Source organism: Micromonospora humi, from assembly GCF_900090105.1.
Lineage (GTDB): Bacteria > Actinomycetota > Actinomycetes > Mycobacteriales > Micromonosporaceae > Micromonospora > Micromonospora humi.
Window position 1 is genome coordinate 30,856 of the sequence record NZ_FMDM01000005.1, and the last position, 21,527, is coordinate 52,382.

Annotated in this window: 20 protein-coding genes and 3 tRNA genes; 10 read left to right on the forward strand and 13 right to left on the reverse strand. The window is 73.2% G+C overall.

Annotated elements, in window-relative coordinates; translation table 11 throughout:
- Positions 1 to 32: 32 nt before the first annotated feature.
- A complete protein-coding gene (locus GA0070213_RS10835; protein WP_091061583.1) occupies positions 33 to 992 on the forward strand; it encodes a helix-turn-helix transcriptional regulator in 960 nt (319 codons plus the stop codon).
- Positions 993 to 1,069: 77 nt separating this feature from the next.
- Here GA0070213_RS10835 and GA0070213_RS10840 read toward each other — a convergent pair whose 3' ends face one another.
- Complete coding sequence (locus GA0070213_RS10840) at positions 1,070 to 2,731, reverse strand: cellulose-binding protein (RefSeq protein ID WP_245716347.1); 1,662 nt, start codon at positions 2,729 to 2,731, stop codon at positions 1,070 to 1,072.
- A 345-nt stretch (positions 2,732 to 3,076) separates the two neighbouring features.
- Between GA0070213_RS10840 and GA0070213_RS10845 the strand changes: the two genes are divergently transcribed.
- Positions 3,077 to 4,561: a tannase/feruloyl esterase family alpha/beta hydrolase gene (locus tag GA0070213_RS10845; protein WP_091061585.1), complete on the forward strand. Its 1,485-nt coding sequence runs from the start codon at positions 3,077 to 3,079 to the stop codon at positions 4,559 to 4,561.
- Between the two features lie 218 nt (positions 4,562 to 4,779).
- The gene (locus tag GA0070213_RS10850; protein WP_091061588.1) at positions 4,780 to 5,637 is read left to right on the forward strand and encodes a hypothetical protein; all 858 of its coding nucleotides are present in this window, start codon (positions 4,780 to 4,782) and stop codon (positions 5,635 to 5,637) included.
- 109 nt (positions 5,638 to 5,746) lie between these two features.
- Here the strand turns inward: GA0070213_RS10850 and GA0070213_RS31070 are convergent, their stop codons facing one another.
- The 3 genes from GA0070213_RS31070 to GA0070213_RS10860 all read right to left on the reverse strand — a co-directional run bounded on the left by GA0070213_RS31070 (position 5,747) and on the right by GA0070213_RS10860 (position 6,271).
- Positions 5,747 to 5,896, reverse strand: a complete 150-nt coding sequence (locus GA0070213_RS31070; protein ID WP_139128658.1) for a lasso RiPP family leader peptide-containing protein — start codon at positions 5,894 to 5,896, stop codon at positions 5,747 to 5,749.
- Between the two features lie 172 nt (positions 5,897 to 6,068).
- A tRNA-Arg gene (locus GA0070213_RS10855) sits at positions 6,069 to 6,144 on the reverse strand.
- A 36-nt stretch (positions 6,145 to 6,180) separates the two neighbouring features.
- Positions 6,181 to 6,271: transfer RNA gene (locus GA0070213_RS10860), tRNA-Ser, on the reverse strand.
- A gap of 135 nt (positions 6,272 to 6,406) precedes the next feature.
- Between GA0070213_RS10860 and GA0070213_RS32165 the strand changes: the two genes are divergently transcribed.
- Entirely contained in the window at positions 6,407 to 8,149 is a 1,743-nt protein-coding gene (locus GA0070213_RS32165) for a hypothetical protein (protein WP_245716348.1), read from the forward strand.
- Here GA0070213_RS32165 and GA0070213_RS10870 read toward each other — a convergent pair.
- Entirely contained in the window at positions 8,110 to 8,883 is a 774-nt protein-coding gene (locus GA0070213_RS10870; protein WP_091061590.1) for a CPBP family intramembrane glutamic endopeptidase, read from the reverse strand. The genes GA0070213_RS32165 and GA0070213_RS10870 overlap by 40 nt on opposite strands.
- A 122-nt stretch (positions 8,884 to 9,005) precedes the next feature.
- Between GA0070213_RS10870 and GA0070213_RS10875 the strand changes: the two genes are divergently transcribed.
- Entirely contained in the window at positions 9,006 to 10,127 is a 1,122-nt protein-coding gene (locus tag GA0070213_RS10875) for a globin domain-containing protein (RefSeq protein WP_091061592.1), read from the forward strand.
- Between the two features lie 71 nt (positions 10,128 to 10,198).
- Here the strand turns inward: GA0070213_RS10875 and GA0070213_RS10880 are convergent, their stop codons facing one another.
- On the reverse strand, positions 10,199 to 11,731 hold the full coding sequence (locus tag GA0070213_RS10880; RefSeq protein WP_091062351.1) for a peptide deformylase: 1,533 nt from the start codon (positions 11,729 to 11,731) through the stop codon (positions 10,199 to 10,201).
- Positions 11,732 to 12,048: 317 nt separating this feature from the next.
- On the opposite strand from GA0070213_RS10880, the gene GA0070213_RS10885 reads away from it, so the two are divergent.
- Complete coding sequence (locus GA0070213_RS10885) at positions 12,049 to 12,825, forward strand: IucA/IucC family C-terminal-domain containing protein (RefSeq protein WP_091062353.1); 777 nt, start codon at positions 12,049 to 12,051, stop codon at positions 12,823 to 12,825.
- 8 nt (positions 12,826 to 12,833) lie between these two features.
- On the opposite strand, the gene GA0070213_RS10890 is transcribed toward GA0070213_RS10885, so the two are convergent.
- A complete protein-coding gene (locus tag GA0070213_RS10890) occupies positions 12,834 to 14,603 on the reverse strand; it encodes a DUF6311 domain-containing protein (protein WP_091061595.1) in 1,770 nt (589 codons plus the stop codon).
- Positions 14,604 to 14,810: 207 nt separating this feature from the next.
- Between GA0070213_RS10890 and GA0070213_RS10895 the strand changes: the two genes are divergently transcribed.
- Entirely contained in the window at positions 14,811 to 15,515 is a 705-nt protein-coding gene (locus GA0070213_RS10895) for a class I SAM-dependent methyltransferase (RefSeq protein ID WP_091061597.1), read from the forward strand.
- 87 nt (positions 15,516 to 15,602) lie between these two features.
- Here GA0070213_RS10895 and GA0070213_RS10900 read toward each other — a convergent pair whose 3' ends face one another.
- The 3 genes from GA0070213_RS10900 to GA0070213_RS10910 all read right to left on the reverse strand — a co-directional run bounded on the left by GA0070213_RS10900 (position 15,603) and on the right by GA0070213_RS10910 (position 16,965).
- Positions 15,603 to 16,136 carry a YbhB/YbcL family Raf kinase inhibitor-like protein gene (locus GA0070213_RS10900; protein ID WP_091061599.1) on the reverse strand — a complete coding sequence of 178 codons (534 nt, stop codon included), beginning with the start codon at positions 16,134 to 16,136 and terminating at the stop codon, positions 15,603 to 15,605.
- Positions 16,137 to 16,177: 41 nt separating this feature from the next.
- Complete coding sequence (locus tag GA0070213_RS10905; protein WP_091062355.1) at positions 16,178 to 16,855, reverse strand: DNA alkylation repair protein; 678 nt, start codon at positions 16,853 to 16,855, stop codon at positions 16,178 to 16,180.
- Positions 16,856 to 16,878: 23 nt separating this feature from the next.
- Positions 16,879 to 16,965 (reverse strand) — tRNA-Ser (locus GA0070213_RS10910).
- 72 nt (positions 16,966 to 17,037) lie between these two features.
- Here GA0070213_RS10910 and GA0070213_RS10915 point away from each other — a divergent pair.
- A complete protein-coding gene (locus tag GA0070213_RS10915; protein ID WP_091061601.1) occupies positions 17,038 to 18,012 on the forward strand; it encodes an NAD(P)H-quinone oxidoreductase in 975 nt (324 codons plus the stop codon).
- A gap of 4 nt (positions 18,013 to 18,016) precedes the next feature.
- Here GA0070213_RS10915 and soxR read toward each other — a convergent pair whose 3' ends face one another.
- Positions 18,017 to 18,460 carry a redox-sensitive transcriptional activator SoxR gene (gene soxR / locus GA0070213_RS10920; RefSeq protein WP_091061603.1) on the reverse strand — a complete coding sequence of 148 codons (444 nt, stop codon included), beginning with the start codon at positions 18,458 to 18,460 and terminating at the stop codon, positions 18,017 to 18,019.
- Between the two features lie 46 nt (positions 18,461 to 18,506).
- Between soxR and GA0070213_RS10925 the strand changes: the two genes are divergently transcribed.
- Together GA0070213_RS10925 and GA0070213_RS10930 are read left to right on the forward strand one after the other, a co-directional pair.
- Positions 18,507 to 19,190 carry a transketolase gene (locus tag GA0070213_RS10925; RefSeq protein WP_091061605.1) on the forward strand — a complete coding sequence of 228 codons (684 nt, stop codon included), beginning with the start codon at positions 18,507 to 18,509 and terminating at the stop codon, positions 19,188 to 19,190.
- Positions 19,191 to 19,200: 10 nt separating this feature from the next.
- Positions 19,201 to 20,082, forward strand: coding sequence for a transketolase family protein (locus tag GA0070213_RS10930; RefSeq protein WP_091062357.1), 882 nt, complete (start codon positions 19,201 to 19,203; stop codon positions 20,080 to 20,082).
- A gap of 64 nt (positions 20,083 to 20,146) precedes the next feature.
- Here the strand turns inward: GA0070213_RS10930 and GA0070213_RS10935 are convergent, their stop codons facing one another.
- Together GA0070213_RS10935 and GA0070213_RS10940 are read right to left on the reverse strand one after the other, a co-directional pair.
- Positions 20,147 to 20,854: a glycosyltransferase family 2 protein gene (locus tag GA0070213_RS10935; RefSeq protein ID WP_091061607.1), complete on the reverse strand. Its 708-nt coding sequence runs from the start codon at positions 20,852 to 20,854 to the stop codon at positions 20,147 to 20,149.
- A gap of 79 nt (positions 20,855 to 20,933) precedes the next feature.
- Positions 20,934 to 21,521, reverse strand: coding sequence for a hypothetical protein (locus GA0070213_RS10940; protein ID WP_091061609.1), 588 nt, complete (start codon positions 21,519 to 21,521; stop codon positions 20,934 to 20,936).
- Between the last annotated feature and the right edge of the window lie 6 nt (positions 21,522 to 21,527).

The window sequence follows — 21,527 nt, forward strand, 5'->3', positions numbered from 1 at the left end:
CGCCCCATGCTGGGTGCACCCGAGGAGCATGCATGGCCCAGGTCTTCGAGACGACGGATGTCGAGTTCGCCGAACAGATCCTCTCCGACAACTACGGCGGGGACGCCCGCATCGATGCCGCCGACTCCTTCCACAGCTTGCGGCTGGAGGCCGTCGCGATCCCTCCGTCGGCGCGGCTCGACCGGATCACCTTCGGCCTCCACTTCCATGTGCGGGCCGACGCGATCGGTGCGCTGGTCATCTGCCGGCTCGACACTGGTCGGCTGGCCTACCACCCGGCCGGTGACGAGGAGACCACCTATGGCACCGGCGACGCGTTCATCCCGATTCAGCCGGATCGCGGCTTCACCGCCACCTGCGCGGAAGCCGAATTCCACACGGCGGTCCTGGACCCGGCGCTCCTCATCGGCGTCGCGGAGACCGCACCCGGCCGTCGTTCCGAAGCCGTCCGGTTCACCAGCCACCAGCCCGCCTCCATGGACGCCGCCCAGACCTGGGACACCGTCTACACGTACGCCCGCGAGGCGGTCGAGATCGGGGTGACCGGGCAGCCGCTGCTGGCCGGGAGCATCGCCCGGCTGCTGGTCGCCACCGCATTGACCGTCTTCCCGAACAACACCCTCAGCGACCCCACGATCGAGGACCGCCACGACGCCCACCCTCAGATGCTGCGTCGCGCGATCACCTTCATCGAGGGGAACGGGCACCGGGACATCACCGTCGCCGAGATCGCCGCCGCGGCCCGCGTGACCATCCGCGCTGTGCGGCTGGCGTTCCGCCGGCATCTCGACACGACCCCGACCGCCTACCTGCGGTGGACGCGACTCGAGCGCGCCGATCAGGAACTGCGCCGAGCGGAGCGGGCCGACGGTGTCACCGTCGCCGAGGTCGCCCGACGCTGGGGGTGGACCGGCACCGACCGGTTCGTCGCCGCCTACCGGCGACGCTACGGCGTGCCACCCACCGAGTCCCCGCACGACCGGGCGCCGTGAACGCCTGAGCGCGTACCCGGTCCGCGGCCGGCGGACGCCGGCGTCACCGTCGCGGTGACACCGGCGCCGCCCGCTCGTTACGGCGTGACCACCCGGCCGCCGAAGGTCACCACGAGGCGACCGTCGGAGGCGAAGGACCAGCCGAGGGCGCCGGAGTACTGGGCGCACCGGGACCCGTTGCTGCCGGAGAAGAACTGGTTGGAGCTGTCGGAGTTGCCGACGATCCGGTCGTTCGAGCCGCCGCTGCACGAGGTGTTGTTCCGGAACACCGAGGAGCCGCCGTCGAAGTTGAAGTTCCGCTCGGTGTTGCCGATGCCGGCGTTGTTCGACACCGTCATCGCGCCGACGTTGCGGTTGTAGGTGAAACCGTGCTGGCCGTTGTGGTAGGCGATGTTGCCCCGGACGACGTGGTTCACCCCGATGTCCTCGCCGCCGAGCTTGAACCCGTTGCGGTCGCCGTTGCCGGCCTGGCCGCCGTTGCTCAGCGTGCCGTTGTCGTAGGCCAGGGACGACTCGATGGTCACCGCGCCGATCGCCCCGGTGTCGCTCTTGGTGTAGAGGTCGTAGCCGTCGTCGATGTTGTTGTGGGACACGGTCCAGCGGAAGACGTTGCCCGCGCCGACGGTGAGCTTCGGGGCGAACCCGTCGGCGTCCTCGCCGTCGGAGTCGACGTTGTCGTGCGACTCGGTGCTCACGATGAGGTTGTTGGCGGGCCACTGGTCGCGGGGCGCGTTGGCGACCAGCCGGGAGAGTTGGAGCCCGGAGTCCCGGTTGTGACGGGTCACCACCCGCTCGATGATGTTGTCGTTGCCGGCCAGCAGGATGCCGTTGTCCCCGGCCCGCTCGACGACGATGCCGCGGATGTGCCACCACGACCCGCCCACCTGGAGGCCGCGGTTCGCCGGGTCCTCGCTCTGCGCCGAGAAGTTTAGGACCGGGGTCTCACCCGGGTAGGCGAAGATGTTCTTGCGCGCGCTCGACGTGCCGTTGTCGCCCTGGCCGATGGTGACGGTCTGGGTGTATCGGTAGGTGCCGCCGCGCAGGTAGATGGTGCCGCCAGCGGCGACCCGGGTGATCGCCGAGGCGAGCGTCGTCGGGTTCGCCTGCGTGCCGGCCGCGCCGTCGGTGCCGCTCGGCGCGACGTACAGCGTGCCGCTCGACGGTGGGGGCGTGGTCGGCGGCGGCGTGGTCGGCCCGCTGGTGGGCGGCGGCGTGGTCGGCGGCGGCGTGGTCGAACCCGAGGCGTACGTCTCGAACTCGGCGACCCTGGGGGTGCCGGTCGAGCTGGTGATCTCGAAGTTGATCTTCTTCAGCGAGGTGGCGGCGAAGGTGATGACCCCCGCGCCGGTGCCGGTGGCCAGCGTGGCGCCGGTGTCGTTGTTGACCACCCGCCAGGAACCGATGGCGCCGACCGCGCCGGCCGCCTCCCGGATGGCGATCGAGGCCACCGTGGTGGCGGCGCCCCACTTGATCGAGATGCGGCCGGTCGAGCCGGCCGGCGACCACCAGGTGCCCATGTCGCCGTCGGCCACATTGCCGTAGCTGGTGCCGCCGGCCTTGCTGGAACCGTCAGCGCCGGCACCGATACTGAGGTTCGTTGCATTGACGTTGACCGATTGATCTGCGGGCTTGCCGAATGCGCCGGACGCCTGCGTCACCGGCAGCGCCGCGACGACCGCGGTCACCGCCGCCACGGCGGTCCCGCCGGCGAGAAACTTGCGTCGCACGTCGATTCGCACAGTTACTCCTCAGGAGTAGGACAGGGTTTCGGGTGCGCACGTTCAGCCCGGCCAGGGATCGAAACATCGATGAAACACAGGCTAAGAAAGCGCTTACCGGCGAGGCAAGGGATTGGATGTGCAGGTTTGTTGCAGGCGCCGCCCGCGCCGCGCCGGGTGCAAGGCGGGGCCCCTTCTTAACGCCTCCGGTAGAGAAGGGGCCCCTTCTCACCGACGACGGCTCCGTCGGCGGCTCCGTCGGCGGCTCCGACGGCGGCTCCGACGGCGGCTCCGTCGGCAGACCGAGGCGGAAGCCGTTCCGTGGCGGGATCCGCCGGGCGCGGGGCATCCGTAGCGTCGGCAGGCATGAGGCGAACATTGACGGCCGTGCTGGTCGCCGTACCGATCATGGCCCTGCCGGCGCCGGCCGCCCAGGCCGCGCCCGGCGGATGCGCCGCACTGACCCGCCTGCCCGCTGTCGAGTCCGCGGTGGCGGGCGCCGACTACTGCGACGTCAGGGGCACGCTGCCGCCGCACGAGCGGTACGAGATCAGGCTGCCGCTGCGGAACTGGACCGGGCAGTACGTCCAGCAGGGCTGCAGCGGCCTGTGCGGCGCCGTGCCCGAACTGACTCTGCCGCTGTTCGGTTTCCGGTGCGCACCGGCGGTCGACAAGCGGGTCGTGCTGGCCGCGTCCGACAGCGGGCACACCGGCACCGATCCCGGCGACGGCAACTGGGGGGCGGACGACCCCGCCGCCCGGGTCGACTTCGGGCTGACCTCGGAACACAAGCTCAAGGTGGTCGTCGACGTCGTGACGAGGGCGTTCTACGGTCGCGGACCGACCTACCGGTACTTCGACGGTTGCTCCACCGGCGGCCGGCAGGGGCTGAACCTCGCCGAACGCTTCCCGGCCGACTTCGACGGCATCCTGGCCGGCGCGCCCGCGCACAATCTGGCGCCACTCGCCCTGTCCAACGCCTGGCTGGCGCAGAAGAACAAGGGTGACATCCTTCCGCCGGCGAAGCTGCCGGTGCTGCACGCCGCCGTCCAGCGGGCCTGCGGCGAGCTGATCGAGGACCCCCGGACCTGCGGCTTCCAGCCCTCGTCCATCCAGTGCGCGGGCGTCGACCGGCCCGACTGCCTGACCAGGGCCCAGGTCGCGGTCGCGGTGGCGGCCTATCGCGGGCCGTCCGACGCGCGGGGCCGCAACCTCTACAACGGCGGCTTCGCGTACGGGTCGGAACTGAGCTGGAACGGCTGGTTCGTCGGGCCGGACCCGTTCGCGGCGAGGATCGGGCTGGCGTACTTCACGAACCTGGCCTACCCGAGGAACCCGCCGGCCGACTTCACCCTGGACGACGTCACCTTCACCGAGGCCACCTTCGACCGGCTCCAGATCCTCGGCGACGCCATCTACAACGCGACGTCACCCGACCTGTCCGCGTTCCGCGCGCACGGCGGCAAGCTGATCGTCTTCCACGGCTGGGCCGACGCGCAGATCTCGCCGTTCTCCACCCTGGACTGGTACGCCGCGGTCGAGCGGCACGCGGGCGGGTTCGCGGCGAGCCAGCGGTTCTCCCGGCTCTACCTGATCCCCGGCGGCTACCACTGCCTGTTCGGGCCGGAGGTGGACCGGCCGAGCGAGATCGGCGTACCCGAGTTCCTGACGCCGCTGATGGCCTGGGTGGAGCGGGGCGAGACGCCCGACGCGATCGACGTGCCCACCATCACCGCCACCGACCCGCCCGAACTGGTGCGCTATCTCACCGTCGACCCGTCGGACGCGCTGTCACCGCCGCCGGCCGCACCGGGCAGCCTGAACGCGAACTACCACTACATCGGGGACTAGCGGGACGGGATCTTCGGTCCAGGGTTGGCCTGGGTGATTGTCGGGCTCGGGGTGATCATTCCCCCGGTCACGCCGGCGACCGGCCGCTCGGCCGCCACGGCTCCGGGCACGGACGGCGGGAAGCACGCATCCGCGTCGCGGATCCGCTCGTTGAACGGGGACGGCGGCACGCTGCGCCGCCGCTGACCATTCCACCGATCCTCGCCCGGAGTCACGAGATGCGGGACACCGACCGGTACGGCTACGGGCTGCGGATCCGCAGCCTCGGCCCGGTGGCCGAGCTGCCCTTGGCCGATCCGGCCGCCGACCATCCGCTCGTGCGCTTCCGGTACGACGACAGCACGCACCCGCCGGCACCGACCGGCGGGCCGGACGAGTGGCGGTGTGTCCGGTCGCTCGCCGACGGCCGGGTGCTGAGCCTGGACCGGCGGGCGGGCGCCGCCACCCTGCACGGGTCGCCGCCGACGCCCGACCTGCTGCCGCACCCCTACCTGACGGCGGCGGCCACCGTCGTCAACCGGTGGGCGGGGCGGGAGAGCTTCCACGCGGGCTCGTTCGCCGCCGACGGTCGGGTGTGGGCGGTGCTCGGGGTGCGTACCGCCGGCAAGAGCAGCCTGCTCGCGGCGCTGGCGGCCGACGGCATCCCGGTGCTCTCCGACGACGTGCTCGTCACCGACGGCCGGTACGGCTACGCCGGGCCGCGTTGCCTGGACCTGCGCGAGCCGGTGCCCGGCAGCGACCTCGCCACCGTTCCGGTCCGCTACGGCACCCGGCTGCGGGTCGCGCTGCCCCCGGTCCCCGACCGGCTGCCGGTCGGCGGCTGGTGTTTCCTGCGCTGGGGGGACGAACCGGCGCTGCGCCCGGTGCCGGCGACCGACCTGCTCGGCCGGCTCGCCGCGCGCCGCGCGTGGCCGGAGCTGCCCTCGGATCCGGCGGTGCTGTTCAGCTTGGCGACCCTGCCGGCGTGGGAGGTGGTCCGCCCGCGTGACTGGCGGGCGATGCCGGCGGTCCTCCGGCTGCTGCGGGACGCGACCGGCCGGGCGGTGCCGGCGGGGTCGACAACGGGTGGGCGGTGAGCCAGAGCTGCTCGGCCGGGGCCGTCCCCGGCGGGATCGGCGAAGGCGGTACGGCCGTCGAACCCGTGGGTGGCCGCCCGCACCTCGACGGTCATCGGCCGGTGACCGGTCAGCCGGAGGATTTGCCGGGCAGCCCGCTGGGCTCCGGCTGGGTGCCGGCGGCGCGCCTGGTCAACTCGGGCAGGGTGCCGAGCTGCCGGAGCCTCGGCGGCTGGTATTCGTCCTCGACCGGCGCGGCACTTCTCCGATTTTCTCTCATTTTAGGCCCTCTCGCCGCTTACGTGCTCTAAGTGAGAATATAGGGAACTAGTCTGTTTCGTGACGGGCGAGTCGGCGGGGTGTCGCGCGGCGGCGCGCCACCCACCGTCCACAGGAGCCGGACAGCAGAAAGGGCCCGGCCCGCATTCCTGCGGATCAGGCCCTCTGTGCCGTGGTGCGCCCGAAGGGACTCGAACCCCTAACCTTCTGATCCGTAGTCAGATGCTCTATCCATTGAGCTACGGGCGCTTGCTGCTCGGCCAGTCTACACAACCGGCTTTCGCGCGGAGACTCCGGGATTCGAACCCGGGAGGGGCTTTAAAACCCCAACCGCATTAGCAGTGCGGCGCCATAGACCAGACTAGGCGAAGTCTCCCCGGTGACCCGTGAGGCCACCGCGCCCGAGGATACAGGTCCACACCCGCCGGGGGCAAAGCGACTACCTGGCACCCGCCGGGTCGCCGTGTCGTCGCCGTGTGCCAGGTCACGTCCCCGACTACGCTCCATCGATATGCAGGAGCAGCCGCCGAGCGATCCCCCCCGTCGCGAGCCCGCCGCCAAGGCCCGGCGGAGCCGCTCCCCCCGACCGACCTTCAGCCCGCCGCCGGCCCCCGAGCCGCCGCCGACGGACGCGACCGACGACACGCCGCCGCGCAGGCGGGCGCGCCGGGCCGCGCCGACCGTCCTGTTCCAGCCGCCGCCCGAGCCGGCCGCCGACGCCCCGTCGGCTCCGCGCCCACGCCCGGCCGCCGCGCCCCTTCCGGGTACGCCGACCGCCGAGGCCTCCCCGAACGATCCCGGTACGCCTGTCGTCGCGCCGTCGCCGACCGGCCCCGGTCGACCGGTCACCACGCCGCCGCCGGTGGCCGAGCAGGCTGACGCGGCGGGCACCACCGCGCCGCGCCCGAGCCCCGGCGACTCGACGCCGGCGTCCGTGCCGATCACGTCTCCCGGCGGAGCACCCGTCGGGAACGCGCCCACGGGCGCACCGGTCCCCCGGAAGCCCGCCGCGGAGACGGTGGCCGCCTCCCCGACGCCGGCCGCGGATACCTCGGCCGCCGGGGGGCGGACGCACCGCGCCCCCGCCGAGAAGAAGGCGGTCAGGAAGGCCGCGCGGAAGGCGCCCGCCGCGCCCCGGGAGACTGCCGTCGCGCCCGAGTTCACCGCACCGGCCGGGGCGGACCCGGCCCCGACGGACGCGCCGGGTGGCGCAGCGGAGGAGGCGGGCGCAGCCCCCCGGGCGCCGCGGGCCCGCCGGAGCACCAAGGCCGCCCCGGCGGCGAAGACCAGCCCGGCGAAGCGCACGCCCAGGCGGGCTCCCGTCGAACCCACGTCGGTCGAGACGGTCGGCGACCAGCCGACGATCCGACCCGCCGCGACGAGCCGCGCCACCACCACCCCCGAGCACGAGCAGCCGGCACGGACGCAGCCCGACCAGGAGCAGACCGGGCACAAGCAGGCCGGACACGAGCAGGCCGGACACGAGCAGGCCGGACACGAGCAGGCCGGACACGAGCAGGCCGGACACGAGCAGGCCGGGCACGAGCAGGCCGGCGTCGAGCTGACGGGAGCGGCGGTGGCGCGTACCCCGGTGGCGGGCTGGCGGGCGGTGGGGCCGCGCCTGCGCGACCACCCGGGCTTCGCGCCGGAGCTGCTGGCCCTGGCCGCGGTGGACGCGCTCGGGCCACGGGCCCGGCACTGGGTGGAGCAGGTCCGCGACGCCTACCCGCAGGCGGACGCCGACGGGGTGGCGCGGTTGGCGACCCGGCGGTTCGTCCGGATGGCCGGCACGGGCGGCGCGCTCGCGGCGGGGGCCGGGCTGTTCGCGCCGGCGGCCGAGCTGGCGGCGGTGCTCTGGACGCAGGCGAACCTGGTGCTGCACGTGGCCGCCGCCTACGGCCACGACCCGGCGGATCCGGAGCGGGCGGCGGAGTTGCTGGTGCTGACCTCGGTGCATCCGGACGAGGGTGCCGCGCGGGCGGCGTTGGCGGCGGCCGGGGCGGCCGGCGAGCCGGCGGACGTACCGTGGGGTCGGGCGGCCGAGGCGGCCTGGCGGCTGGCCACACCGGTGGCCGCGCAGGCGGGCGGCTGGCTCGGGTTGCGGCTGGCGGCACGGCTACTGCCGGGTGCGGCGGTGCTGGCCGCAGTGACCGGCGGGACGGCTGCCGCCGGGCGGGTCGCCGCCCGGGCGGTGGGCCGGTATCGGCGCGCGGGTCAGAGCCAGCCGAACCAGGACCTCGGCAGCAGCGCGTAGCCGACGAAGGCGACCACGTCGAGCAGCGTGTGCGCGACGATCAGCGGGGCCACCCGGCGGGTGCGCAGGTAGACCAGCCCGAAGATCACGCTCATCACGGCGTTGCCGACGAACGCGCCGAAGCCCTGGTAGAGGTGGTAGGAGCCGCGCAGCACGGCGCTGGTCGCGAGCACCGCGCCGAGTCGCCAGTTGAGCTGCCGCAGCCGGGTGACCAGGTAGCCGACCACGATCACCTCCTCCAGCACCGCGTTCTGCACGGCGGCGAGGATCAGCACCGGCACCGCCCACCAGAGGTCCGGCAGGGCGGCCGGGACCAGCGTGGCGTTCACGCCGAGCTGGGCGGCCACCCAGAACAGCGCCAGCCCCGGCAGGCCGATGAGCGCGGCCAGGCCGGCGCCGCGGGCCAGGTCCGAGCCGGGCCGGGTGAGGTCGACGCCGAGCGTCCGCGTCGGGTCGCCGGGGTCGCGCGCCAGCAGGTGTACGGCGAGCAGCACCGGCAGCAGCGCGAAGACGATCCCGAGCAGCTGGTAGGTGAGGTCGAGGTACGGCCGGGCCGAGGTGGACGTGTTCAGCGCGGCCGTCTGCTTGGACAACCCGCCCGACGCGGTCAGCTTGGCGATCAGCGAGACCAGCGCGTACACGGCCGACTGGCCGAGGGAGAGACCGAGCACCAGCAGCGTCTCGGTGCCCAGCACCCGGCGGGAGACCGGGCGGGCCAGCTCGTCGACCGTCACCGGACCATGAAACCACTTCCGACGGCGGATGAGCCGGTCGCACATTGTGTGCGACCGGTGGACACGCTCCGTGGACATTCTATGAGGGCCGATCCGCCCGTCCCGGAGAAGGAGCGTGCCCTGTGGAGAACGTCGCGCGGCTGCTGAAGGAGAGCTGGGCCCTGGTCGAGGAGCACGGGGAGCGCCTCTGCGGCCACTTCTACGCCCGGCTGTTCCTGCTCGACCCGGAGCTGCGCAAGCTCTTCCCGGTGCAGATGAGCGGGCAGCGCGACCGCCTGCTGGAGGCGATCGTCACGGCCGCCCAGACGATGGACGACCCGGAGACGTTCGACGACTACCTGCGCGGGCTGGGCCGGGACCACCGCAAGTACCACGTGACGCCGGAGCACTACGAGACGCTCGGCGTCGCCCTGCTGGACGGGCTGCGCAGCGTCGCCGGGGACGGCTGGAACCTGGAGTACGACCAGGCGTGGCGGGACGCGTACGCCGGGATCAGCGAGCGGATGCAGGCCGGCGCGGAGGCCGACGGGAACCCCCCGTTCTGGCACGCCGAGGTGCTGACCCACGAGCGGCACGGCCCGGACACGGCGGTGCTGACCGTGCGGGCGTTGCAGCACCCGCTGCCCTGGCAGGCCGGCCAGTACGTCAGCGTCGAGGCGCCCCGGTACCTGCCGCGCACCTGGCGGACGTACTCGGTGGCGAACGCGCCGAACGAGGAGAACGTGCTGGAGTTCCACGTCCGTACGCCGGACGGGGGCGCCGGTTGGGTGTCCGGCGCGCTGGTGCGCCGGACCAGGCCGGGTGACCTGCTGCGGCTGGCCGCGCCGATGGGGTCGATGACGCTGGACCCGGACTCCACCCGGGACATCCTCTGCGTGGCGGGCGGGGTCGGGCTGGCCCCGATCAAGGCGCTGGTGGAGGAGCTGACCCGGGTCAACCGGACCCGCTGGGTGCACGTCTTCTACGGCGCCCGCCACCCGGACGAGCTGTACGGGCTGCCCGGGCTGGAGGAGCTGGTGGCGACCCACCCCTGGCTGTCGGTGACGCCGGCGTGCAGCGACGACCCGGACTTCGCCGGCGAGGCCGGTGACGTCTCCGAGGTGGTCACCCGGTACGGGCCGTGGACCGCGCACGACTGCTACGTCTCCGGCTCCGCCGCCATGGTCCGGGCGACCCTGCGGGCGCTCGCCGCCGACGACGTCCCGCCGGACCACATCCGCTTCGACACGTTCGGCGCCCTCTAGAGCCTTACTCCCCCCGAGCCGGGTCGCGTGCCCCCGCCCCCTGGGGCACGCGACCCGGCCCCCCGTTCGCGTCAGTAGCGCCAGGGGGTGCCGGTCTCGCGGTATTCCTCCACCGGCACCAGCGGCACGTTGGGCGCCATCCGGTCGACGTAGAGCCGCCCCTCCAGGTGGTCGATCTCGTGCGCGACCAGCCGCGCCATCGCGTACTCGAAGGACGTGATGACCCGGCTGCCGTCCCACTGGGCGTGTTCCACGTCGATCCGCAGCGGCCGGGGCACCAGGCCGCGGTGGTCGAAGAAGGAGAGGCAGCCCTCGTACTGCTCGTCGGTCTCCGCGGCGGCGTCGACCACCCGGGGGTTGAGCAGCACGACCGGCTCGGCGGCCCGGTCGGCGGGGCGAACCAGCGCGGCGGCCCAGCCCAGGCCGAGCTGCGGCGCGGCGAGGCCGACGCCCTTGCTGAACGGGTGCAGCTCGTCGAGGCGGGTCAGCATCCCGGCGAGCCGGTCCACCACCTGCCGGGCGTGCGGCTCCTCGGCCGGCAGGTCGAACTGGCGGGCGGGTTGCCGGAGCACGTCGTCGCCGCGCTGCACGATGCCCACCGCGCGCATCCGGTCGCTGGCGCGCACCCGGGCGTCACCGGCGGGCGGGGTGTCGGGTTCGGCGTCCGACGCCTGGCTGCGGAACCGCCACTGCATCCGGTAGCGGGCGTTCAGCGGCGGGTCGTCGGTCCCCCAGTCGTAGATCACCCGGTCGCCCGCCTCGGCGCGCTGGATCGGGGTGCGCAGCGGGCCCTCCTCCGCCGACAGCGAGGTCTCCGCGCCCCACACCTTCGGGTCGAGGTCCGCGGGCAGGTCGAGCCGCACCGCCAGGTGCCGGGTGGGCAGGCGTACGGCCCGCTGGAACCAGGGACCCCACTTGTCCCGGCCGACGCGGTACGCGTACTCGATGGTGACCCGGTCGCCCGGGTAGAGCGGGAAGCGGCCCTCGTCGTTCTCGAAGAGCAGCCAGATCTCCTTGAACGCGTCCCGGTCGTGCTTGGCCCGCCAGTGCATCGGCTCGCGCCCGCCGCCGTCGTCCCGGTAGGCGGTGAGTTGCAGCTCGGCGAAGGTGAGCGGGTGTTCCCGGTGGTGCCGGTTGGAGCGGCCCGGGTCGTTCGGGTAGCGGTCGACGGCGACCCGGACCAGGTAGCGGGTGACCGGCTCGGTGCCGGCGTTGTAGAGCTCGCGGCGGATCGCGCAGTGGTAGCCGTCGCCGGTGTGGGTGAGCGTGGCGACCTCGCGTTCCACCACCAGGCCGGTGCCGGGGGGCAGCCACTGGCCGGGGACGGGCGGCTCCCGGTGCGCTCCGGTGGCCCGGCTGTGCCGCAGTTCGTCGTACTCCCGGAAGCGCTGCCAGATCGCGCCGCTGGCCTCCAGCACGGCCTCGGCCCGGCGGGCGAAGTCCTCGGTGGGCCGGTGCCGGCGCCCTTCGACGTGGCTGACATAGGACGGGTCGAAGCCCATCAGCGTCGCCAACTGCTTCTTGGACAGCCCTCGGCCGGTCCGGTGCCGGGCGAGTTCGGCCGCGAACGAGTCGGCGGCACGCTCGATCGGTGAGGTCATCAGCATCCTCGTACGCGGGAAGACCATCTTCACGTTTCGTGTCCGACCGTGTACGGAAACTGCCTCGTATTCGACACTCGCCTTGACAATTCAGCGGCGTACGTCGATGCTTGCGCCGTCCGCCGGCGTTCCCGGCGGCGTTTTCCGCCCACCCCGCCGGGTAGTACGCGACGGCGACGGAGTGACCGGGACCTCCCCCTCGAACCCGTGGCACCACTTCCCCTCCGCCGGGGAGTGTGGTTAGGCTAGCCTTAGCTTCGGTCGACGGCACGCGCCGGCCGACGGGCGACCAGACAGGGGACGGCCAGGTGACTGCGGTGATGCCGGGGCGCGACGCCGCCACCCCGTTCGCCCCGGTGACCGCGACCCTGCGCGCCATGTTCGGCACCGACGACCTGCCCGGGCTCGCGCCCGGCCTGCTGGTCCGCGACGAGTTGGACCGCTGGGCCCCGGCCACCCGCCTGATCGACGGCACGCTGCTCCCGCGGTTCCTGACCGCCGCCGGGCGACGCTGGGGCGGCACCCCGCACGCCTGCGCCGCGCTCGCCTGGAAGTCCTACAGCTACTGGACGGCGCTGCCGGCCGTGCTCGGCTGGGCGTCGGCGCGGCGGGTGCCGCTGCTCGACCCCACCGACGTGCTGGTGCACTTCGAGGACCACCACCAACTGCTCACCCTGGGCCTGCGCGCCTCCACCGGCGTGGCGGTGCTGCCCGGCGACCCGCTGGCGCTGGCCGGCGCGCCCGGCGTGCGGGTGGTCGCCGACGCGGCCGCCCTGCTCGGCGCGCTCCGCGCGACGCTGCTCGACGCCCACTTCGCCCCGCTGATCGCCGCCATCCAGGGCGAGGTCCGGATCGGCACCCGTACCCTGCTCGGCTCGGTGGCCTCCGGCATCGCCCACGGCATCCTGCGCGCGGCGGACGCGCTGCCCGGCCCGACCACCGCGACCGTCGGCACGCTGCTCGACGCGCTCGACCTGGCCGACCTGGTCGAGCTGGTGCCCGGCCCGGCCGGTGAGCCGACCGTGCAGCGGCGCACCTGCTGCCTCGCCTTCACGCTGCCCCGACCGAAGGTCTGCCAGGGCTGCTGCGTCCGCTGACCACCAGGTCAAGCGACCAGCGGGCGCACGTCCCAGAGCCACACCCCGCCGACGCGGGTCGGCGTGATCCCGGTCAGCTCGGTCATCGCCCGGCGCAGCGACTCGGCCGGCCGCAGCCGGGGGTCGAGGATCACCGCGCCGGCCCGCCAGTGACGCAGGTCGTCGACGGCGGCCACCCGGTCCTGCGGGGTGATCGGCGGAACCGCGTCGGCCTGGCGCACCGTCTCGAAGAACGTGCTGGTGGGGCGCGGCGGCGCGGTGAAGAGCGCGATCCGGCCGGCGCCCGGCCGGGTGTCCGGATAGAGGAAGTAGCCCCGGGCCAGCGGCATGTCCAGCCGCGTCTCGGCGGACCAGCGCAGCGGCACCGCGTAGGTGGTGTCGGGCAGCGGGAGCGTGACGATGCTCCGCCCGCCCGCCACGTACGGCCGCCACGCCCCGGAGGTGACGAACGCCGGGGTCGGGTCCAGGCGGGTGGCCGGCAGCGGGGTGGGCAGGATCGGGAGCAAGGCCATGGCGAGCACGGTGCCGGCGGCGAACCGGATCTGCCCCCGGGCCGCCGGGTGCCGCCGCGCCAGCCGTCGCGCCCGGTCGGCGCCGAGCGCCAGCAGCACGCCGATGATCGGGGTGAGCGCCAGCGACCAGCGGGTCGGCACCACCGAGTGCAGGATCGGCAGGTTCTCCAGTGCGGCCCAGGGGCCGGGCACGCCGGTGTCGCGCCCGTCGAACCGGATCTCCCGGCCGAGGGAGAAGAGGCCGAACACCACACCGACCGCGGCCAGCCCGAGCACCACCACGTTGCGGCGCAGCCACCAGACCAACGCGACCACCAGCACCACGAGCGGCCAGCCGAAGAACGCGTTCTCCTCGGTGGCGTTCTTGACCAGCGGCGCGCTGCCCCGGGCGTCGCCGGCCACCGACTCCCGGGACCACGCCAGGTAGGCGGCGAGGTCGGTGGAGTAGCCCCGGATCAGCGTGGAGAGCCCGGAGTACGCGCCGGGACCGGCGAACTGCACGTACAGCGGGTACGCGAGCAGCGCCCCGGCCACCACGGTGGCGACGGCGAGCCCGGCGGCGAAGGGCCGGGCCGCCGAGCGCAGCGCCGGCCGGCCGAGCGCGAGCGCCAGCACCACCACGCCCAGGCCGATGGCGGTCATCAGCAGGATCTCCAGGTTGAGGAACGCCTGCCAGACGATCACCAGACCGAGCAGCAGCCCGTTGCGCGCCCAGCGGCCGGGCTGCGCCAGCCGCAGTGTCCGCCAGACGATCAGCGGCACCACGAACTGGCTGACGATGTTGGGGTGGGCGTTGGCATGCGACACCATGGCCGGCGCGAACGCGCAGAAGCCGGCGCCCAGCCAGGCCGGCCCCCGGGCGCCGACGACCACCCGGGAGAGCAGGAAATACCAGGCCGCTCCGGTGGCGGCCAGCCCGAGCGTGAGGAAAATGAGGAATGACCAGCGCGGCCCGAAGCACACCGTGACCGGCGCGAGCGGCACCGAAATGGATAATACGGAGGTATTAGCCATCAAATTGACAGCATCCGGCACATTCATCCGGTCCGAGGTGAACGGATAGGCGAAATCCGTCACGACGCGCGCACCGTGCGCCATCATCCATTCGAACTGCGCCTGATCGGTGCGATTGTCCCGTACGCCGTTCGCCGGATTTGCCCACAGTCGGGCGGTCACCCAGAACGCCAGCAGCACGAAGCTGAGCACGGCGAGGGCGTCGATCCGCCGGCCTCGCCGCGGGTCCGCGTCCAATTGCGGAGTAGTCATGACATTTCAGAGCGTAGTCGGAGTATGACGGCCCCGTGACATTTTTCGAGGGCTCACGTACTATGTGCCGAGTTCGCCGACCGCCGATCACGTGCCCCACCCGACCGCAATTCGGCCACTCCGGTGCCCCGATTTTCCCGCCAGCCATCCAGATGGTTGACTCTGACGGTCCAGGCGCGGGTCAGTAATATCGTGAGGAATCGACGCATGGCAGAAATCACTGGGGATCAGCGCGTCCAGGCGGAGGTGCTCGAAGGCCTGGCCACGGCGGTCAACCACCGGCGGTGGTTCGTCGAGCTGGCCGTGCCCTACCTCGGTGACAACCCCATCGAGATCGGCAGCGGCCTGGGTGACTACGCCCTCGAGTGGGCCGAGCACATCCCCCGGATCACCGCCACCGAGGCCGACCCCGACCGGCTGGTCAAGCTCAAGGAACGGCTCAGCCAGCACCCCGGCGTCGAGGTCCGGCAGATGCTGCTGCCGCACACCGAGCGCGGTGACTACAGCGCCGCCGTGTCCTACAACGTGCTGGAGCACATCGACGACCACGTGGGCGCGCTGCGCAGCATGCGCGACCTGGTCCGGCCCGGCGGTGCGGTGATCATCATCGTGCCGGCGTTCCAGTTCGCGATGGGCCCGGCGGACATCGCGACCGGCCACGTCCGGCGCTACACCAAGAAGACGCTGGCCGCGGCGATGACCGAGGCCGGGCTCACCGTCGAGAAGATCCACTATGCGAACGCGCTGGGCCTGATCGGCTACTTCATGGCCACCAAGGTCTTCCGGCTGATGCCGAAGGAGGGCCCGATGGTGAAGGTCTACGACACGCTGGTGCTGCCCGCCACCAAGGCCGCCGAGCAGCGCATCCGCCCCCCGTTCGGGCAGTCCGTCTTCGCCGTCGCCCGGGTGTAAGGCGGGGGCCCCGCTTAACGCTTCCGGTAAGGCGGGGGCCCTTCTTAACACCCACCTGTTAAGCAGGGCCCCCGCCTTACACCGGGGTCAGTCCTTGAGCTGGTAGGTGGGGCGGATCACCGCCCGGGCCAGGGTGTGGAACGCGAGGTTGAAGCCGACGAAGGCCGGGCTGGCCTCCTTGCCCACGTCCAGGCGCTCCACGTCGACCGCGTGCACCGCGAAGACGTACCGGTGGGGGCGGTCCCCCGGTGGCGGCGCGGCGCCGCCGTAGCCGGTGTCGCCGTAGTCGTTACGGATGCTGAACGCACCGCCGAGGTCGGCCTCCCGCGCCGAGGTGGGCAGCTCGGTGACCGACGCGGGCACGTCCACCAGGACCCAGTGCCAGAATCCGCTGCCGGTCGGCGCGTCCGGGTCGAAGCAGGTCACCACGAAGCTCTTCGTCTCCGCCGGGAAGCCCGACCACGACAGGTGTGGCGACACGTTCTCGCCGCCGGCGCTGCCGTGCGCGTACCTGGCATCCATCGGCTCGCCGTTGTGCACGTCGTCGCTGGTCAGGTCGAACGACGGCACGGTGGGCAGCAGCTCGTACGGGTCCGGGGCGATCGGTCGTTCCAGGGTCATCGAAACGGGTCCTTCCGGGTGCGCGAATGTTCTGCGCCCCTTCATACCCCGCTGTCGTGCTGCCGGCGCACCATCTCGGTGATCCAGACCGGCGCGTACGGCGACGTGCAGCCCGGCGGCGTCGGATAATCCTTCAGCACCGCCAGGCGCTCGCCGACGGCGATCGCCCGGTCACGCAGCCCGGCGTGCGCGATCCCGATCTGGGCCAGGCAGTGGTTCATCGCCCACTGGAGGCGGTCCGGCGCGTCCCGCATCTCCGCCTCGATCACGTCGAGCAGGCCGGGCAGGTCGAGCCCGTCCGGCGTGCGGGCCACCCGTTCCGTGGTCAGCGCCCAGCCGGCGCTCGCGACCACCGGGTCCGGGTCGGCGAGCCAGGCCACCCGCAGCGGTTCGGCGTGCGGGCTCTTCTTCACCACGTAGCTGACCAGCCAGTCGTGCACCTTGGGCGTGCGGGCCTCGCGCAGCATCGCGTCCAGCTCGTCCGCCGCGTACGCCTTGGGCCGGCAGACCAGCAGCGCCAGCAGCCGCGCCGCGCTGTCGCCGGTCGCCCACAGCTCCCGGGCCAGCTCATGCTGCGTCTTCAGCCGCTTCGCGATCGCGCGCAGGCCGCCCAGGTTGACCCCGTGGTCGTCGCCGTGCCGCTCGTTGACCGCGCGGGTCCTCGGGTCGTCGAGCGCGGCCAGCTCGGCCGTCAGCTCGGCCACCGACGCGTCCGTCACCTGGGCCTCCCCGGCGTTGCGGGCGGAGGGTGTGGGATTCGAACCCACGAAGACATCGCTGCCTTACCGGTTTTCAAGACCAGCGCCATCGGCCACTAGGCGAACCCTCCCGACGCGCTCCCCGACGGGGAACCCGACCGCGCATAGTCTGCCACGAACACGCGATCGGGTAAGACTGAGCCATGCGCGCGATCACGATCACGGAACCCGGCGGACCCGAGGCACTCGTCTGGGCGGAGGTCCCCGACCCCGAGCCCGGCCCCGGCGAGGTGGTCGTCGAGGTGGCCGCCAGCGCGGTCAACCGGGCCGACCTGCTGCAACGGCAGGGCCACTATCCGCCACCGCCGGGCGCGCCCGCGTACCCCGGGTTGGAGTGCTCGGGGACGGTCCGCGCGCTCGGCGCGGGCGTGACCGGCTGGTCGGTGGGCCAGGAGGTCTGCGCGCTGCTGGCCGGCGGCGGCTACGCCGAGCAGGTCGCCGTGCCGGCCGGGCAGTTGCTGCCGGTGCCGGCCGGGGTGGACCTGGTGGACGCCGCCGCACTGCCGGAGGTGGCGTGCACGGTCTGGTCCAACGTGGTGGACCTGGCCCGGCTGGCCGAGGGGGACACGCTGCTGGTGCACGGCGGCGGCAGCGGCATCGGCACGTTCGCGATCCAGCTCGGGGTGGCGCTGGGCGCGACCGTGGTGGTCACCGCGCGCGGGGCCAAGCACGAGCGGCTGCGCGAGCTGGGCGCCGCGCACGCGATCGACTACCGGGAGCAGGACTTCGTCGAGGAGGTGCGCCGGGTGACCGACGGGCGCGGCGCGGACGTGATCCTCGACATCATGGGCGCGTCCTACCTGCCCCGGAACGTGGCGGCGCTGGCCACCGGCGGCCGGCTCGTGGTGATCGGCATGCAGGGTGGCCGCAAGGGCGAACTCGACCTCGGGACGCTGCTGGCGAAGCGCGCCTCGGTGCACGCGACGGCGCTGCGGTCCCGCCCGGTCGACGAGAAGGCGGCGATCACCCGGGGGGTGCGCGAGCAGGTGTGGCCGCTGGTGGCGGCCGGCAGGGTCCGGCCGGTGGTGCACGCGCGGGTGGACATGGCGGACGCCGCCGACGCGCACCGGCTGGTGGAGACCAACGACCATCTGGGCAAGGTGCTGCTGGTGCGGTGACGCCTCAGTCGCGGGGGAGCACCAGGCGCGCGCCGGGGCCCTCGGCGGCCAGCGAGTCGCCGGGGTTGTAGAGCGTGCAGCGCTGCAAGGACAGGCAGCCGCAGCCGATGCAGCCGTCCAGGTCGTCGCGGAGCTTGCCGAGCAGTCGGATCCGCTCGTCCAGCCGGTCCCGCCAGGCCCGGGAGAGCGCGGCCCAGTCCTCCGGGGTCGGCGTGCGCCCGGCGGGCAGTGAGTCGAGCGCCTCCCGGATCTCGTCCAAGGACACGCCGACCTGCTGGGAGATCCGGACGAAGGCGACCCGGCGCAGCTCGGTGCGGGCGTAGCGGCGCTGGTTGCCGCCGGTGCGGGCGGCGGAGATCAGTCCGAGCCGCTCGTAGTAGCGCAGCGCGGAGGGGGCCACGCCGCTGCGGTCGGCGAGCTGGCCGATGGTGAGGGTTGCCTCGTGCATCACACGACCTTGAGGTGAAGTTCGCTTGAGGTTCGAGGCTATCGGCATGACGACGACCACCGCCACCGAACTGGCCGCGCTGCTGGACCGGGTGCGCGCCGGCCGCGACTTCGGCGCGAACGTGTACTCGACGCTCGACGTGCTCCAGGTCCTCTACGACCGGGTGCTGCGGGTCACCCCGGCGACCGTGGACGATCCGGACCGGGACCGGTTCCTGCTCTCCAAGGGCCACGCGGTCGCCGGCTACTACGCGCTGCTCGCCGCCCGTGGCTTCATCCCGGTCGACTGGCTGGACGACCAGGGCGGTCCGGGGAGCCGGCTCGGCGACCACCCGGACCGGCTGCTCGTGCCGGGCGTCGAGATCGGCTCCGGGTCGCTCGGCCACGGCCTCGGGCTGGGCGTGGGCACCGCACTCGGCCTGCGGGCCCAGGGCCGCGCCGACCCCCGGGTGTACGTGCTCCTCGGCGACGCGGAACTGGACGAGGGATCCAACCACGAGGCGATCGCGTACGCGGGCGCGACCGGGCTGGGCAACCTGACCGCGATCGTGGTGGACAACGGTTCCGCCACGCACGGCTGGCCGGGCGGCGCGGCGAGCCGGTTCACCGTCAACGGGTGGACCGCCGACACCGTCGACGGCCGCGACCACGACGCCCTGCACACCGCCCTCACCGGGCACGACCACCACCGGCCGCACGTCGTCGTCGCGGCCGTCGCCGACGGGGAGTGACGCCATGACCATGCGGGACAGGTTCGTGACCAGCGCCGGCGAGGTGCTGGCGGATCCCCGGAGCGTGATCGTGCTGGCGGACATCTCCGCGGACGCGTTCGCCCCGGCCGCCGCCCGCCACCCGGACCGGGTGGTCAACGTCGGGATCCGGGAGCAACTCATGATCGGTGTGGCCGGCGGGCTGGCGTTGACCGGGCAGCGGCCGATCGTGCACAGCTACGCCCCGTTCCTCGTCGAACGGGCGTACGAGCAGATCAAGCTGGACCTCGGCCACCAGGGCGTCGGCGCGGTGCTGGTCGGCATCGGCGCCTCGTACGACCGGGCGTCGGCCGGTCGCACCCACCTGGCCCCCGCCGACGTGGCCCTGCTCGACACGCTCGACGGGTGGACCGTGCACGTGCCGGGTCACCCCGACGAGGTGCGACCGCTGCTGCGCGACGTGGTGTGCGGCACCGGCTCGGCCTACCTGCGGCTGTCCACCCGGAGCAACGCGGAGGCGTACCCGGAGGCCGGTGACCTGCGGGTGGTGCGCGACGCCGGGCCGGGCGCACCGCTGCTGGTGGCGGTCGGGCCGGTGCTGGACGCGGCGCTGGCCGCGGTGGCCGACCGGCCGGTGACGGTGGCGTTCACCCACCGGCCGCGGCCGTTCGACACCGCCGGGCTGCGGGCGCTGGCCGGGACCGAGGTGATCCTGGTCGAGCCGTACCTGGCCGGCACCTCGACCCGGGTGGTGGCCGAGGCGCTGGCCGACCGGCCGCACCGGCTGCTCGCGCTCGGCGTGGGCCGGGCGGAACTGCGCCGCTACGGCGGCCCCGAGGACCATGACCGCTGGCACGGGTTGGACGCGGCCGGGCTGCGCCGCTCGGTCGACGCTTTCCTCGACCCGGCCTGACCGGAGGCGACGGGACCCCGCGACCCGGCCGGTGCCGGGTGCGGGGTCCTCGGGTCGTGCAGGGTCAGCGCGCGGCGGCACCGACCGGGCGGCGCCGGGTGCGCTCGCGGGCCAGGATCCAGATCGCCTCGACGCCGTCCTTCCAGGTGATCTTCTTGCCCTCCTCGCGGCCCCGGGCCCGGTAGCTGATCGGCACCTCGTAGGGGCGGATGCGCTGGCGCAGCAGCTTGCCGGTGACCTCGGCCTCCATGCCGAAGCCCCGCGACCGCACCTGGAGCGAGCGGTAGAGCTCCAGCGGCATCAGCTTGAAGCAGGTCTCCAGGTCGCCGATGTAGGAGTTGTAGAGCACGTTGGCCGCCAGCGTGACGCCCTTGTTGCCCACCACGTACCAGAAGCTGTAGGAGCTGTGGCTGCCGAAGGTGCGATTGCCGTAGACCACCGTGGCCCGGCCGTCGAGCACCGGCTCCAGCAGGCGCGGAATGTCCTGCGGGTCGTATTCGAGGTCGGCGTCGAGGATGACCATGTATTCACCCTCGGCGTTGTCGACGGCGGTCTTGATGGCCGCGCCCTTGCCGGCGTTGCGCTGGTGGGTGATCACCCGAAGGCGGGCGTCGTCGACCCGGCCGAGCACCTCACCGGTGCCGTCGCGGCTGCCGTCGTCCACCACGACCAGCTCGATCTCGCACGGGTAGTCGACCGCCAGTGCCTGCTTGAGCGCGTCCGCGACACGATCTTCCTCGTTGTAGACCGGCATGAGGATCGAGAGCTTCACGGGTTCTCCACGGAGGCGATGGCAGGTCGGGGCATAGCGTAGCCTGGCAGATCCGGCAGGTCATGACGGCCCGTCCACCTTACTGCTGCTTGCGGGGCACCACGACGAGCCGGGCGATCCCCTGGTCGCCGTCCTTGGCGCCCGCCACGCCGACCGTGGTGCCGACCTTCACGTCGGTCGCCCGGAGCGTGGCGCGCCGCTCGACCACCCGCAGCTTCTCGTCGAACGTCCAGGTCATGGTGAACCCGTCGGTGGACTTGACGGTCATCGACTTCGCGTCGACCGCGGTGACCTGCCCGCGTTGGACCGCGACCGTCCTCGTCCCGTTCTCCTTGGTCTGCACCACCACCTCGCCGTGCAGCGTGTTCCGGCGCAGCAGCACCCGGGCCCGGTGCCGGGCCCGGTCGCCCTTGCGTTCGCCGGCCTGCGGGCCCGGCGTGCCGGAGACAGACGGGGCGGGCGCGGCGACCGGGTCGACGTCGAGGTCTTCGGCGTCGACGCCGAGCGCGGCGAGGGCCTGCCCGTCCACGCCCATCGCGGCGGCCACCTCGACCGCGCTCTCCCGGGCCTGGTCCGTGCCGACCTGTGCCGCCCCGCACCCGGCGAGGCCGAGCGCCGCGGCGGCGAGCAGTGCGGTGGCGCCGGTGACGATCCGCTGACGTGTCACGTGGGT

What these genes read in the sequence shown, in the direction of transcription:
- GA0070213_RS10900 (WP_091061599.1), bottom strand. Translation starts at nt 16,136, where the DNA reads ATGACCCTGGAACGACCGATCGCCCCGGACCCGTACGAGCTGCTGCCC.
- GA0070213_RS10915 (WP_091061601.1), top strand. Translation starts at nt 17,038, where the DNA reads ATGCGCGCGATCACGATCACGGAACCCGGCGGACCCGAGGCACTCGTC.
- GA0070213_RS10885 (WP_091062353.1), top strand. Translation starts at nt 12,049, where the DNA reads ATGCCGGGGCGCGACGCCGCCACCCCGTTCGCCCCGGTGACCGCGACC.
- GA0070213_RS31070 (WP_139128658.1), bottom strand. Translation starts at nt 5,896, where the DNA reads ATGAGAGAAAATCGGAGAAGTGCCGCGCCGGTCGAGGACGAATACCAG.
- GA0070213_RS10895 (WP_091061597.1), top strand. Translation starts at nt 14,811, where the DNA reads ATGGCAGAAATCACTGGGGATCAGCGCGTCCAGGCGGAGGTGCTCGAA.
- GA0070213_RS10835 (WP_091061583.1), top strand. Translation starts at nt 33, where the DNA reads ATGGCCCAGGTCTTCGAGACGACGGATGTCGAGTTCGCCGAACAGATC.
- GA0070213_RS10930 (WP_091062357.1), top strand. Translation starts at nt 19,201, where the DNA reads ATGCGGGACAGGTTCGTGACCAGCGCCGGCGAGGTGCTGGCGGATCCC.
- soxR (WP_091061603.1), bottom strand. Translation starts at nt 18,460, where the DNA reads ATGCACGAGGCAACCCTCACCATCGGCCAGCTCGCCGACCGCAGCGGC.
- GA0070213_RS32165 (WP_245716348.1), top strand. Translation starts at nt 6,407, where the DNA reads ATGCAGGAGCAGCCGCCGAGCGATCCCCCCCGTCGCGAGCCCGCCGCC.
- GA0070213_RS10850 (WP_091061588.1), top strand. Translation starts at nt 4,780, where the DNA reads ATGCGGGACACCGACCGGTACGGCTACGGGCTGCGGATCCGCAGCCTC.
- GA0070213_RS10890 (WP_091061595.1), bottom strand. Translation starts at nt 14,603, where the DNA reads ATGACTACTCCGCAATTGGACGCGGACCCGCGGCGAGGCCGGCGGATC.
- GA0070213_RS10925 (WP_091061605.1), top strand. Translation starts at nt 18,507, where the DNA reads ATGACGACGACCACCGCCACCGAACTGGCCGCGCTGCTGGACCGGGTG.
- GA0070213_RS10845 (WP_091061585.1), top strand. Translation starts at nt 3,077, where the DNA reads ATGAGGCGAACATTGACGGCCGTGCTGGTCGCCGTACCGATCATGGCC.